The organism is Fibrisoma limi BUZ 3, from assembly GCF_000296815.2.
Lineage (GTDB): Bacteria > Bacteroidota > Bacteroidia > Cytophagales > Spirosomataceae > Fibrisoma > Fibrisoma limi.
Window position 1 is genome coordinate 1044460 of sequence record NZ_CAIT01000004.1, and the last position, 13410, is coordinate 1057869.

General features: G+C 53.3%; 14 protein-coding genes. 10 read left to right on the forward strand and 4 right to left on the reverse strand.

Annotation, left to right across the window (positions count from 1 at the left end):
- Nucleotides 1–57 precede the first annotated feature (57 nt).
- From BN8_RS04650 to BN8_RS04670, 5 genes are all read left to right on the forward strand, one after another.
- Entirely contained in the window at nt 58–1260 is a 1203-nt protein-coding gene (locus BN8_RS04650; protein WP_009280653.1) for a M28 family peptidase, read from the forward strand.
- Nucleotides 1261–1357: 97 nt separating this feature from the next.
- Nucleotides 1358–1921: a hypothetical protein gene (locus BN8_RS04655; protein WP_009280654.1), complete on the forward strand. Its 564-nt coding sequence runs from the start codon at nt 1358–1360 to the stop codon at nt 1919–1921.
- Between the two features lie 365 nt (nt 1922–2286).
- The gene (locus BN8_RS04660) at nt 2287–3333 is read left to right on the forward strand and encodes a sensor histidine kinase (protein WP_009280655.1); all 1047 of its coding nucleotides are present in this window, start codon (nt 2287–2289) and stop codon (nt 3331–3333) included.
- 67 nt (nt 3334–3400) lie between these two features.
- Complete coding sequence (locus BN8_RS04665) at nt 3401–4444, forward strand: sensor histidine kinase (protein ID WP_009280656.1); 1044 nt, start codon at nt 3401–3403, stop codon at nt 4442–4444.
- A gap of 139 nt (nt 4445–4583) precedes the next feature.
- Nucleotides 4584–5384, forward strand: coding sequence for a LytR/AlgR family response regulator transcription factor (locus BN8_RS04670; protein ID WP_009280657.1), 801 nt, complete (start codon nt 4584–4586; stop codon nt 5382–5384).
- Here BN8_RS04670 and BN8_RS04675 read toward each other — a convergent pair.
- The 4 genes from BN8_RS04675 to BN8_RS04690 all read right to left on the reverse strand — a co-directional run bounded on the left by BN8_RS04675 (nt 5362) and on the right by BN8_RS04690 (nt 8233).
- Complete coding sequence (locus tag BN8_RS04675; RefSeq protein ID WP_009280658.1) at nt 5362–5865, reverse strand: SRPBCC family protein; 504 nt, start codon at nt 5863–5865, stop codon at nt 5362–5364. The two genes, BN8_RS04670 and BN8_RS04675, sit on opposite strands and share 23 nt — an antisense overlap.
- A gap of 74 nt (nt 5866–5939) precedes the next feature.
- On the reverse strand, nt 5940–6380 hold the full coding sequence (locus tag BN8_RS04680; RefSeq protein ID WP_009280659.1) for a hypothetical protein: 441 nt from the start codon (nt 6378–6380) through the stop codon (nt 5940–5942).
- A 68-nt stretch (nt 6381–6448) separates the two neighbouring features.
- Nucleotides 6449–7030, reverse strand: coding sequence for a Crp/Fnr family transcriptional regulator (locus tag BN8_RS04685; protein ID WP_009280660.1), 582 nt, complete (start codon nt 7028–7030; stop codon nt 6449–6451).
- 78 nt (nt 7031–7108) lie between these two features.
- Nucleotides 7109–8233 carry a sensor histidine kinase gene (locus BN8_RS04690; protein WP_229367695.1) on the reverse strand — a complete coding sequence of 375 codons (1125 nt, stop codon included), beginning with the start codon at nt 8231–8233 and terminating at the stop codon, nt 7109–7111.
- Between the two features lie 258 nt (nt 8234–8491).
- Here BN8_RS04690 and BN8_RS04695 point away from each other — a divergent pair, with 258 nt between their 5' ends.
- The 5 genes from BN8_RS04695 to BN8_RS04715 all read left to right on the forward strand — a co-directional run bounded on the left by BN8_RS04695 (nt 8492) and on the right by BN8_RS04715 (nt 13148).
- Nucleotides 8492–9124, forward strand: a complete 633-nt coding sequence (locus BN8_RS04695) for a hypothetical protein (protein WP_009280662.1) — start codon at nt 8492–8494, stop codon at nt 9122–9124.
- 147 nt (nt 9125–9271) lie between these two features.
- Nucleotides 9272–11104, forward strand: coding sequence for a tetratricopeptide repeat-containing sensor histidine kinase (locus tag BN8_RS04700; protein ID WP_229367698.1), 1833 nt, complete (start codon nt 9272–9274; stop codon nt 11102–11104).
- 114 nt (nt 11105–11218) lie between these two features.
- A complete protein-coding gene (locus BN8_RS04705; RefSeq protein WP_009280664.1) occupies nt 11219–11692 on the forward strand; it encodes a DUF6252 domain-containing protein in 474 nt (157 codons plus the stop codon).
- Between the two features lie 31 nt (nt 11693–11723).
- A complete protein-coding gene (locus BN8_RS04710; protein ID WP_009280665.1) occupies nt 11724–12350 on the forward strand; it encodes a response regulator in 627 nt (208 codons plus the stop codon).
- Between the two features lie 144 nt (nt 12351–12494).
- Nucleotides 12495–13148, forward strand: coding sequence for a hypothetical protein (locus tag BN8_RS04715; protein ID WP_009280666.1), 654 nt, complete (start codon nt 12495–12497; stop codon nt 13146–13148).
- The last annotated feature ends 262 nt before the right edge of the window (nt 13149–13410 follow it).

Sequence of the window (13410 nt, forward strand, 5' to 3'; positions counted from 1 at the left end):
CGGGTAGAAAAGCCCGGCACGTTTGCTTTTTATAAGGTCCTGTAAATCACTGTCCGTATGCGATTTTCGGTCTTGACCTTCCTGCAGGAACTTACCGCTCTGCCGCACCGTGGTGCCGCCACGCCCTGCGAACGGGAAGCGGCTGCCCTGATCGGCACGTACCTGACCGACATGGGCGCTACGGTACGCACGGAACCGTTCCGAACACCGAAGACCTACGTAACGGTGGTCTACTGGCTCATCGGGGGCCTGCTGCTGGGGTTGGTGCTGGTGTCGGCTGGCAGTCCGCTTGTCCGGTGGCTGGGTGTCGGTATCACCTGGGCGTTCGTCGGGCTGGCCTGGTTGTTCTTCAACTGGCGGTACTCGCCCGTTACCCGGTTTCCGGTGCAGCATACTGCCAACAACGTAATCGGGCACTGGCCCGCATCGGCCGGGACCGAGGTTCAACACAAGGTAATCCTGATGGCTCATTACGATACGGCTCCGGTGTCGCTGCTGTACGGTGCCCGGCAGGTGAATAATTTTCGGGCATCGCTCATCGTATCGCTTTGCCTGATGGTATTGGTAGCCGGAGCCGCAACGCTCGAAGCCCTGGGAAACACCTTGCCCCTGCTGACGTACCTTCGCTACGGATGCATCGTTTATTTTTCAGGGCAGGCTCTGCTCAGCACCGTTGGGTATTACCTCCATGGGTACACCAACGGGGCCAGCGACAACGCCACCGGGGTAACGGCTGCGCTGGCAACCGCCGACCGGCTCCGGCTGGCCGATCTGCCCGGGCTTGATCTGGAGGTGGTGCTGACCAGCGCTGAGGAAGTGGGTATGATCGGGGCGCATCAGTACGTCCGGCGGCACCGAACCGACTGGAACCGGGACCGGACAATGGTCGTCAACTTCGATACGCTGGGGGCCGGAACGCTGACCGTGATCGAACAAACCGGCACCGTCGAGGTTATCAACTATGACAGTGTGGCCACGCAGCTTGCCCGGGTGCAGGTCGAATCCGCTCCGTTTCGGGAGCGGGCAAAAGTAGGACGCTGGCATACAGCTGACTTTGATAGCATCTGGTTTGTACGGGCCGGAATCCCGACACTGAGCCTGTGCGCGCTCGATGACGCCGGCCAGATGCCACGCATTCATCAGCCCGGCGATACGCTCGCGCCGGTAGACACACAGCCGCTGCTTACGGCCGTTGATCTGGCAGAAGTGGTTGTGCAGCAATGGATAAGCCGACAGGCCGTTCGCTCATCGCTGTATTAAAAAATCAGGTAGTCTAATACATACGTTTGTTAAGAGGAGCATGAGACAGTAGCTTTACGGAATTATTAGTTAAATTAATTGCAAATCGAGTAATCGTATGGCTACGTATAAAAACGAGGGCTATGATCCTCAGGAAATACAAGCCCTCAAAGACGAATGCCGCCAGGCTGGTAGGTCGTTCGTTTACGTTGAGGATGACGATCTGGACGTACTGGAATCCGGTGAATGTGTGCATGTTCAGTTCCCCGGTCAGTACAAAGGACAGGAAGTAATTTATGATGCGCTGATCTATACTCTCCGGCTTCATCACAGCAGCATGGTGTACGAAATGGCCGTCGATCAGGTGAAAAAAACGTTTCCTGAATATGTACCGCCCGAAGATCGGCAGCCTGGCTACCGCATTTCGCCCGAGGATGAAGAGGAAGCCGAAATGGCCCTGACCGAAATCATCGAAGAGATCGAGGAAACCGAAACCGTGAAGGTGCAGGAACACGTCGAGATTGACACCGAGTTCGACTACGGCATCAGCCTGGATGTGTGCCTGAACACGGAGGAGATTACCGACGAAGTGGTCGAAAACTTCATCCGGAATTTCAACAGCAACGCGCTGTCTCTGGACAATACGCTCTATTCGTTCACGAGCGACGCTCAGGAAGAGTAACGTACCCGGTTCAGAATTTAACGTTTGACGTTTAAGGTTTGGCTTTGTAGACTTTGAACGTCAAACGTTGCCCTTACTTATGCCCCTATCGTTGCTACCGGCCCCTTCGTAGCAACCCGCCGTCAACGCAGCCATTTATCGCCTGAATCCACGGCTGGCGTTTTATTCCAATTGATGGTCGGAGATTCATCATCGCATACATACACTCCAATCAAGCCTTATGGCGGTTCAGCCGGTTTACCGCTGAATAAAAACTACTGCTTTTTAATTTTATGAACGCAAACGGAGCAGCCCGTTCATAAATAATTGCTTAACGTAGTACATTAATAGCTGCTGGTGTACATACAGTGTACGACTGGTGTAGTATGGAACGCCCAAACGACAAATGGCTTCAGCGAATCATTATTCCAGTTCTGCTTCTGGTAGCTAACGCAGCCTACTGGGAGGAGTACGACAGCCTGTGGCGGTATCTGGGGTGGTCGCTGGTAGGTATTCTGTACGTTCAACTGGTATGGGAGCGGCTGGTCGAGTGGATGCTGAAGATTCGGGAGCGCTACCCGGACATCAAACAAACCCGAATACGCATCGCCCTGACGTTTCTGGGATATATAGGTATTGCCGGACTGGCCCAGGCCTTATTCGTGGCGGTTGCCTCACAAACGGCCTGGGCTGCGGCTCCACTAACTACTCGCGAGTTTATCGTTCATCTGCTGGTTGGGCAACTGGCCGTTGTTGTAACGGGGGCTGTCTACGAAACACTGTATTTCCTCAACAAATACCGCGATGCCGTTCAGGAAGCTGAAATTGTGCAGAAAGTAACGCTACAAAACCAGTACGATTGCCTGAAAAACCAGATCAACCCACACTTTCTGTTCAACTCGCTGTCGGCCTTGTCGGCGCTGATTAGTGAGGACAAACAACGGGCGACGGAGTTTCTGGACGAGATGGCGAGTGTGTACCGGTATCTGCTGCAGGCGGGGCAACGCCCATTGGTGTCAATCCAGACCGAAACGGCGTTTATCCGGTCGTTCCTGCACCTGCTCGAAGCCCGTTATGGAACGGCCCTGCGCTGGCAGGTGGCCATCAGCAACGACCTGACCGAAAGCATGCTGCCACCCCTGACGTTTCAGACGCTGGTTGAGAATGCGCTCCGCCATAACGTACTGCTGCCGGATCAGCCACTGGTCATCACAATCCAATCAACCGACGACGGTCACGTCGAAGTGGTTAACAACATTCAGCGCAAGAGCGTACAGGTTCAGACCCGACCAACGGGTTTGACCGACCTCATTGCCCGGTACAAAGCACTTGAATTTCCCCGGCTCGTAATCAGCGACGATAACGGGTATTTCACGGTCCGGCTGCCGGTGTTGTCGAAAAAACAGGCCGACGCGCTGGTCAATGCCGCCTGAATAGCGAGTCGTAAGGAAATCGCACACCCAAAACGTTAAAAAGTACAGCCACGCTGCTTACAGACGTATGAAGATGCCCCAATTTACCAAGCAGGATACCTGGATTGCGCTGTCTCTCCTGCCGGTTTACTACGGGCTGATGAATTATTTTCTGTTTGGAGCCAGGTACATTCAGCGGCTGGACATTTTTCTGCTGTCGACGCTGGTTACGGTGCTCATCTGGACACCGATTTACTTTCTCCACGCCGTACCGGCCATTTACCTGCGCAACCGCTTCCCGGAAATCCGGCATACGTGGCTGCGGCTCCTGTTTGCCCTGAGTGCGCACATCCTCATGTCGTGGGCTACCGTACTGCTGTTTTTCTACGGGTACGACTGGATCGGATTTCCGGGCTATACCTTCGATGCAACCCGGCTGCGGTGGGCCATGACGGTGAGTATTGCGGGCAACGTCGTGGCTAACATCGTGCACGAGAGTGTGTACATTTTTGAAAAATGGACTGAAACCCTGCAGGAGACTGAACGCCTTAAAAAAGCTAATCTGCAAAGTCAGTTTGAAGGCCTTAAAAACCAGGTAAACCCCCATTTTCTGTTCAACAGCCTCAATACGCTCTCGTCGCTGATTGAGGAGGACACCGAGCAGGCTGAGCGGTTTATTGAGGAGATGAGCAGCGTGTACCGGTACCTGCTCCGCAGCAATGAAACCGAACTGACAACCCTGGCGGCCGAGATGCAGTTTGCCAACTCGTACTTTCACCTGCTGCGCACCCGCTACGGAGAGCATATTCAGCTTGAACAGGCTGTCGATGCTCAGTATAATGCGTATCTGCTGCCGCCATTGACGCTTCAATTGCTGCTCGAAAACGTAGTGAAGCATAATGTAATTCTGCCCGATCAGCCCCTGTTCATCCGGATCGAAACGAAAACCACGGGCGAACTGGTGGTAAAGAACAATCTGCAACGTCGGCGGGTGCGGGTGTTATCAAATCAGGTAGGGCTGGCCAATATTGCTACCAAATACGAACTACTGGGCCGGGGCAACGTTGTGGTACAGGATGACAGTCAATTCTTCACCGTCACACTCCCGTTACTGCGCCCGGCGTCGCGCTGATACAATTCATAACCACTTCCCGCCGGTTCAACCGGCTGTTTGTCGGATTGGTCAACTACGGCGTTGAATTCCGCCGGATTCTATACGTATCTTTAGACATGTTTCCACGCGCATCACACCAACCTAACTCAGACCGACGATGAACGTACTCCTGATTGAAGACGAAGAACTGGCTGTTCGCAAACTGACCAAACTCCTGCTGGAAGTGGATACGAGCGTTCAGGTCGTGGGTACAGCGGCCAGCGTTCGGGCATCGGTAGACTGGTTGCAGAACCACCCAACGCCGGACCTGATCCTGATGGATATCGAACTGGCCGACGGACAGAGCTTTGAAATATTTGAGCAGACGACCGTTAAAGCCCCGGTCATTTTCACGACTTCGTACGATGAATACGCGCTGCGGGCCTTCAAAGTCAACAGCATCGACTACCTGCTGAAACCCATTAAGCGGCAGGAACTCGAAGCGAGTCTCGACAAGCATCGTCGGCTACGGAGCCAGGCTGATTCGGAAGGGGTGGAGTTGACCAGTACGCCCGATCAGGGCCGGATGGCCATTGATGCGCTGGTGCAGCAGCTCCGACAGCAGATCCAGCCCGCCGAATACCGCAAGCGGTTTTTGGTGAAGCACCTGTCGCAGTGGATGCCGGTCGAGGTAGCTGACATTGCCTATTTCTATTCAGAAGAGGGCGTTAGCCTGTTCCGCACCCGGTCGAATCAGAAATTCTCGGTGGATTATACGCTGGATGAGCTGGAATCGATGCTCGACCCCAGCCATTTTTTCCGGGCCAACCGCCAGTTCATTGTCGATATCAACAGCGTACAGCAGATTCACCCGTATTTTAACAATAAACTGAAGCTGTCGCTGCGGCCTACTACGGATGATGAGGTACTCGTCAGCCGCGAACGGGCTACTGAGTTTAAGAAGTGGATGGGGAAGTAAGCGAAGCGCGGACCGCCAGTTGCCGGGGTAGTTCAACGAGTGGATTAGGGGTCGTTTCGACCAGGGTTTTGAAGGCTTCCAGGTCGGTTTTGACCTGCCGCTGCAACTGCGACACCAGCAGGGGGGCTGTCAGACGCTGCCAGCCTTTCAGTTCAATGCTTAGTTCATAGGTAACCAGCGTGCCTTTCTCCGAGCGTTCGAAAATACGCTGTTCCCACAGCCGGACCGGTCCGCCGACGCTTTCACAGGCCGTTCGCCGGTTGGGTGCGGCCACGGTTACTTCGATTATAAGCGTCATGGCCTGCCCCAGTAATTGAATGACCTGGCTGAACTGCATCCCCGACCGGGCCAGTCCCGGAGCATCCTGAACCAGTTCGTGCAGATTGGTTCGCCAGAGCACATCGTATTGATAACAGCCCAGCAATCCGTAGACGTCCGTTAGCGGCAAGCGAATCGATTCGGTATGACGTACGGTAATCACAGGGTGGTTAGTAGGTCAGGAACGGCAATAGCCAGAAAGAGTAACCGCAATAACGTATAATTATTCAGAATCAGCTAGCTGTTTAGTGTCGAACCGTTGTTGCGAATCCAGGATTCGGCCGCTTCCAGGGTTTCGAACAGTTGGGTGGGAACTTTTGACCCCAGTTGCTGGAACAGCGCTTCCGACGACAGTTTGGAAAACAGATCCGGCGACAGAACGCTGATATTGAGCCGCAGCCCCGCATCGTAGGCTTTATCGAAAAAATCGTTGACAATCCAGTCGACCGTATCGACCCACGCTACGTCAAACTCCTTGGTGTCGTGTACATGAACACGGCAGTTGTATGGATCTCCTTCCGTTTGCTGCCACTTGAGCATATGGAGCGTAGCCTGTTTAAGCTCCTCGTCGGTGCAGAAACCGATCCACTTCATCAACAGGTAGTTCAGGCTGGGCTGGTAACTCAGGATGGCATACACATCGCCATCGGCGTTTTCAATGCGAGCTATTTGATTCACCGTGGGTAGCACCTGGTTGAAAATAAATCACTAAGATATATAATTAAATGGAATGGAAGTAGACATCCTCACGGCTGAGCCGAGGGTTCCTGCCGGGACTGGTATAAACTGAGCGTCTCGGGCGTTATGCCCAGGTAACTGGCAATGTGGTCCGGTGGAATTCGTTTGAGCACCTTCGGATGCTCGGTAAGCAGACGGCGGTAGCGCTCCTCCGGCGCATCTTTCAGGAGTGACGTTTCCCGGCGTTCTAGGCGGGTAAGCTGATCCTGCAGGAGAACAACCCCAAAACGCTGCCAGACCGGGTACGTCCCACAAAGCTGCATCACGTCGTCGTACTGCATTTCGAGGATATGGGTTTCTTCGAGGGCCGCTACGTTGACATTGGCAGGGCGCTGGCTGAAAAAACTGACAAACGACCCCAGCAGGCCGTTTTCAAACACAAACTCTTTCGATACGTCCCAGCCGTCGAATTCGTAATACAGCCGCCCGCAGCCTTTCTCGATGAATGCAATGGTTGAGCAGATGTCGCCTTCTCCAACGTAGAGGCCATCTTTGGCAAGGATACGCGGGTGAAGAATGCGTTCGAAAGCCGCTTTCTCTTCGTCGGTCGGTTTTACAATCCGATAAACGTTAAACAAAACGCGTTGCATATAGGGTGGCAAGAGGCTTAAGACGCTAAGCTATTAAAAGGTTAGCTGACAATCAAAACACAGCGGTTTTGTGGCGAATTATACCGGTGTAGCCGAATCGTTCAGGGCTACAGATGTCAGCTCCCTGATCAGGGGTAAGGTAACGGAAAACTCGCGGCCGTTGTCCAGAATGGTCGGTGTCGGCTGGCCCATCACCCGGTACTGGGTCAGAATGTTGCTCAGTCCTACACCGTTGGACGCTACCCGGACGGACTTGCGTTGCAGGTTGTTCCGAACGGTCAGAAAACCGGCTGAATCCGTTGCGATCTCAATGTTGAGCGGGCGATCCGGCAGAACAATATTGTGCTTTACGGCATTCTCGACGAGCAACTGGAGGGTCAGCGGGGGGATCTGGTACTGGCCGTATGATTCCCCGATCTGCACCGTCAGGTTCAGCCCTCTGCCGTGTCGGGTTTTGAGCAGGTGATAATACGACCGAATAAACTCCAGCTCTTTATCCAGACTGGTAAGGTTATCGTCGTTGGAGCGCAGCAGATACCGATACACCGAACTGAGTTCGTCGAGGAATAGGCTGGCCTGCCGTGGATCATCGTCAATCAATACACCCAGCGTATTGAGGCTATTGAACAGAAAATGCGGATTCACCTGCTGCTTTAGGGCGTTGAGCTGGCTGTTCAGGTTTGCTACGCGCAAATCCTCTTTCTCTTTTTCCACCTTCCGGAGCCGCTTTCGATACAGGTTGGATTCATTGATCAGAAATAGCGTTTCATACAGGATGAAAAAAAGAGTGAAGTTCATCAACGCCTGAAGCAGATCGAGCTGAAACAGACTAAGCCTGATTTCAATGTGATTGATGGTGAGGCTCGCCCGCATTGATGCTGATTGCGTAGGTAGATCATCAACAAGCAGTCGACGGGCAGCGGTTGTTGCCCAGTTCAGGATAGCCGTTACCAGCGTACCGGTCAGAAACGAAGCCAGTATCCGCTGGATCAGTTGGGCTCGGGTAGTGAATTTTTGCCGGAAGAAGAAAACAATAAAGCGGTTAGCGTGCCAGATCAGCGTAATTGAGGATACGGTAATAAGGAGCCGAAGCACCGTTTCGCCGGAGAACGGTTGCTTAAAATAGCGATTGCTGATGAGGCTCACGCCCAACAAAAAGCTGATGCAGAAAATGCGCAGCCACTTGTCGTTTACTTGCTTCAACGGGTCGAGGAATTAAGGTTACATCAAATGTAAACAAAATGACTGTACGTGCCCGGCCTCTGGTGCGTGAGTTGTCAAAATACGTGTCTTACAACCCCAACTCGACCGATGAATTGATGTGGTCGGCCAGGAACTGACTGCCGGATGTGAGCAGCGATCACACGTAGACGTGTTCACATGACCGATGGCTAAACCGATTAGCATAATCACAAATACTTAAGTAGATTGAAGGCCCAACTGCTTGCTGGTAAGTTGTCTATGCGCTACCGCTACGTTCGCTTTATCCTGCTGTTCATCCTTGGCGGCTTCGCTTATTCGGTGGTGGGGCAAGCCGTACCAAACTCACTAGACTCGCTGGAGCAATACCTCCGCATCCATATGCCAACCGACTCAGATTACGTCAGGGCCCTGGACCGCACGGCCCGTAAGCTGCTGTTTGAGCGGGCCGACTACGCCCGGGCTGACTCACTGCTGGGGCGGTCGGAGCCGCTGGACAGAACGATTGGCAGGTGGCCGGGGCTGTCGGGGGCCTACAACGTCCGGTCAACTCGCTATCATCTTACTGCCGAACCTAAACTGGTCCTGCTGAATGTTCAGAAGGCCGTGCAGGTGATTGAAGAGTACAACCTGTCCCGGTCGGATCTCTATGCGTATCTGGGCAACGTAGCCATGGCGCAGGGAAAACTGGGGCAGTGGGAGCCCATGATGCAAACGGCACTGCGGGCCATTCGGCTACAGGAGCAGTATCAACTGAAGAGACGGTATTCTAATACGTACACGGCCGTTGCCGACGCGCTCAAGAACCGGGGCAGGCCGCAGCAGGCGCTGTCCTACGCGCAGGAGGCTTTGGTGATTGATCAGCAGCGACCCAGGCAACCAAACTTCAGTTGACCACAAAATGATTTAACAGAACCAATTTGCCAGAAAGCCAACGTCAATCTCATGAGATACTGCCATGTTTTACCGCTAACAGGTTTTCTAACAGTATATCTATGCTCAGCGGTCGTTGCCCAGGTTTCTACGCCTGCCGACTCGCTGGTGCGTTATTTAAAGACGCACAATCCGGCAGATACGGCCTATATCCGGGTAATGGATAAAGTAATTTACAGCCAGATCTATCAGAAAGCCGACTATGCGCGGGCCGATTCAATGAGCCGACAGATGGCCGACATCGCTACCCGAATGGGCGACTGGTTTGGTGTAGTGCGAGCTGCCCGAAATCGGGCCACGATCAGCCTGCTAACGGCAAACTATGAACAGATGCTTGTCCATTGTAAAAAAACACTCGACGTTGCCGAACAACACAACCTGCCACCAGTGGTCGTTTACGGTGCATTGAGTAACCTGGCCGCAGGGTACGACAAAGTGGGTAATGACCCAATGGTGCTTCAAACGGCTCTCAAGGCGATTCAGTTACAGGAACGGTACAATATCCGACCACGCGGACCGGTTGCGCATCGCCTTGTTGGAGGGGCTCTGGTAAAAATGGGCAAAGTGCAACAGGCTATGCCTTATTACCGAGAGGCTGGTGTCATCTTTCGCGAAAATGGTGATCCGCGCGGAATTGCTATCTTCGAAAATCAATTGGGCGATCTTTACACCGATATCAAGCAGCCTCAACAAGCCCTGCCGCATTTCCGCGAATCGCTCAAATTGGCCGAACAGATAAAGTTTGAACTACTTCAGTTCGACGCCCTCGACGGGCTGGCCGTATGCTTACGAATGCTTAACAAACCCGACGAGGGCCTGGCCTACGCACGGCGTGCGCTGCAAATCGCCGAAAAGCAACAGAACAAGCTGGCAACCTGCACGATATTTGGCACTATCGCCGATTTGTATAAAGCCAAAAAAGACTACGTTAGTGCTGAATCGTACCTGAAAAAAGGCCTTACCCTGGCCGAAGACAACGAGTTTAAGGACGAGCGCAAAAAACTGGTACAACAAATGGCCGACCTCTACGGCGAGCAACAGAAGTACCAGCAGGCCTACACGTTCCAGCTTCAACGAAACAAGCTGATAGACTCGGCCACTACGGTACGAACGAATGCTGAAGTGCAGCGGCTGATTGCCCGGTACGAGACCGATAAAAAAGAAGCTCGTATTCAACTTCTGCAAAAGGAAAACCAGTTAAAGCAGAAAGAGGCTGCCAGGGCGAGTTTCCGAACCAACGCGCTGCTGGTTGGTGGCCTTTTGCTGCTACTGTTAGGAACTGCCGTAAGCGCCTGGCTACTCAACCGTTCTAAACTTCGTCGGTTACAGGAAGCGCAGGCCCTGCGCAGGCAGATCGCCCACGACCTGCACGACGAAGTAGGCAGCACCCTGAGTAGTATCTCCCTGCTGAGCGGGATGACAGACAAGCTCCTGACTGAGAACCGACCTGAAACGGCCCACCGTATGGTGCAGAAGATCTACACTGATGCCCGTCAGATCCTGGAAGCGATGGATGAGATCATCTGGACGATCAACCCCGGCAACGATTCACTGCAGCGCATCGCCCTGCGCCTGCAGGAGTATGCCCAGCCGCTGATGGAGTCGAAAGCCATCCGCTTCAGCTTTGAGATTGACCCAATGCTGGAAGGTCTGCCCATCTCGATGGAAGTACGGCGCAACCTCTACCTCATCGGCAAGGAAGCCATCAACAACCTGATCAAGTACTCGCAGGCGACAGCCGCTACGGTTGGGTTTACCTACGATCAGGGTCAGCTACGGGTCCTGATTGAGGACAACGGCCAGGGCTTTGACCCGGCTCAGTTGTCGACGCGTACCGGTCAGCAGAGTATGCAGGAACGCGCCCGAGCGATCGGCGGTACACTCACGGTCCGTTCAGCACCGGGGCAGGGAACAACGCTCGAACTGACGGCCGCTGCGTAGCATGGGCGGGGCTCATATACTTATCCGATTTACAAGGGTTTAGCTGTGATCTACCTTTGTTGTATCAGTAATAACTACTGAAAAGCAACAATCACATTCCAAAAAGACACGGTTATGAGTCCTCACAAACTTTTCTGGACGGCCCTGCTGATCATGCTGAACGTAGCGTGCAGCCAGTCCGACGATGCGGTAGCACCGGCAACGGAAGCGACCTTAAGCGCTGACATCAATGGCCAATCCTTCACGACTGGCTCGGCGGTATCAACGTACGAAAAAGCAACCAAACGCCTGACGGTGACGGGCTCAACCAATACCCATCAGGTTGGCTTTACGCTGGTCGACTTCAGTGGCGCATCAGCAATCACACTGGAAGACCGGCTTTCGAATAAAAGCACCGGCAGCTACGTTGACGTGAAGAAAAATACGATGTACACCATCCAGGGCGGCCGGACCGGCACGGTAACGGTAACACGCTTCAGCGGAAACGTCATTGAAGGTACCTTCTCGCTCAAAACGTACAACAGCGGAGATAAAACGGAAGTAGTAGTAAGCAATGGGCAGTTTAAAATGCCCGTAGAAAACCTGTAAGTACTCGAACGCTCCAAGACCTGCACACACCATGATCCGCGTATCCATCTACGACGACAACGATTCCCTGCGCGATACGCTGGCGCTGCTCTTCGACGCCACCGATGATCTGCTTCCCCTGGGTATTTATTCCAATGCGCTGGCGGTAGTCGAGAACGTAACGCGCGATTTACCCGACGTCATCCTGATGGATATTGACATGCCCGGCCGGACGGGTATCGAAGCGGTACGATTGCTGCGTGATGCGGGTCGGTTGCCCAAGGTGCTGATGCTGACCGTATTTGAAGATACCGAACGAATCTTCGACGCGATCTCGGCCGGGGCGGTCGGGTACCTCCTGAAGAAAACCCCGGGCGACCGTATTGCCGACGCCATTCGGGAAGTGATGTCGGGGGGCGCGGCCATGACCCCCTCGGTGGCTCTGAAGGTGCTGGCTGCCTTTCATCAACCGAAGCCCAACCAGATGGACCTGACCGAAAAGGAACGCGAGGTGCTGAAACGGCTGGTCGAAGGCGATAGCTACAAGCTTATCGCGCACCACTGTGGCATCAGCATGGGTACGGTTCGGACTCATATTGTTAACATCTACGAAAAACTGCACGTCAACTCCAAGTCAGAGGCCGTAGCCAAGGCCCTCAAAACCGGTATGTTTCGGTAAATCAAGATGGATTGACCGCTTGCGAAAAACGCTGTTTCCCGCCGGATCTCTTTATCCGACTACGTAAAAAATTCTGATCAACTGTTCATTCAGATTTCCTTCAACCAGGCGCTCAGCGAGTGCCTACTAAACCATTTTTGCCCAATGAAAATCGCAATCCTTCTCGGCTTTATAGTCGTTTTGATCGACTCCTGTTCAACGCCGGTGGTCACGCCTGAACCCATGCAGGGTGCCCGAATCGCTGCCACAAACTGTAAAATGCTGAACGGGCAGGATCGTCCGTATCCCTGCGAATTTCAGATTACTACAATTTACTTCATGGGGCAGAACAATGAGGTGCTGGCTACCAGTACCGCCAACGGCCAACCGGTTTCTTTACCAAAGAGTAAGGCGGTCAGCCAGACTACAAATTCGTCTGGTGGGTCGTTGTTCTACAACGTATCGGTCGATTTTCGGCGTGTAAATACCCCGTCGTTCGCAACGTCGAGGTACCGACTGACCAGAGCGTCGATTACCGATCCGATCTCACCGGGCGAAACGACCGTTGTGGACAGCACAATCACGGTCAGCCCTAATCTGCCCGCGCCGTACACCCGTCCAAACCGGGTAATGTTCAAGCTGCAATTGAACTATGCAGCTTCGTCCAATCAGCCGCCTTTCCTGGTTGCCCCCATCCAACTGCTCATGCTTGAAAATCCAGTTACGTACGCCAAGATGACCAAGCCTACGTATCACCACGACCGGGATCGGGCCGAAGCCTGGCGCACCATGCAGGTATCGGTCAACTTTTCAAAATAGGAAGGGGTAACCGCAGTCAGCAAGCATAAAAACGGGGCAGGAACCTATTCCTGCCCCGTTTTTATGCAGTCAATTTTGACAGCAAGGCGATACGGAAAGGCATAATCTCCTACAGGGTTAACCGTTGCGTGTTTTTACGGAATCTACCGAACAAGGTATCACGAGGATAATTGGTAAACTGTTGATTACAAGGTAGATAGTCTTGCTGTATACCACCTGCGTAGTTTCCCGCTCATACATTTATCCGATTGAAGTGCCTTGT

Coding starts and splice junctions, on each gene's coding strand:
- BN8_RS04650 (WP_009280653.1), top strand. CDS start 58: ATGCGATTTTCGGTCTTGACCTTCCTGCAGGAACTTACCGCTCTGCCG.
- BN8_RS04655 (WP_009280654.1), top strand. CDS start 1,358: ATGGCTACGTATAAAAACGAGGGCTATGATCCTCAGGAAATACAAGCC.
- BN8_RS04660 (WP_009280655.1), top strand. CDS start 2,287: ATGGAACGCCCAAACGACAAATGGCTTCAGCGAATCATTATTCCAGTT.
- BN8_RS04665 (WP_009280656.1), top strand. CDS start 3,401: ATGAAGATGCCCCAATTTACCAAGCAGGATACCTGGATTGCGCTGTCT.
- BN8_RS04670 (WP_009280657.1), top strand. CDS start 4,584: ATGAACGTACTCCTGATTGAAGACGAAGAACTGGCTGTTCGCAAACTG.
- BN8_RS04685 (WP_009280660.1), bottom strand. CDS start 7,030: ATGCAACGCGTTTTGTTTAACGTTTATCGGATTGTAAAACCGACCGAC.
- BN8_RS04695 (WP_009280662.1), top strand. CDS start 8,492: ATGCGCTACCGCTACGTTCGCTTTATCCTGCTGTTCATCCTTGGCGGC.
- BN8_RS04705 (WP_009280664.1), top strand. CDS start 11,219: ATGAGTCCTCACAAACTTTTCTGGACGGCCCTGCTGATCATGCTGAAC.
- BN8_RS04710 (WP_009280665.1), top strand. CDS start 11,724: ATGATCCGCGTATCCATCTACGACGACAACGATTCCCTGCGCGATACG.
- BN8_RS04715 (WP_009280666.1), top strand. CDS start 12,495: ATGAAAATCGCAATCCTTCTCGGCTTTATAGTCGTTTTGATCGACTCC.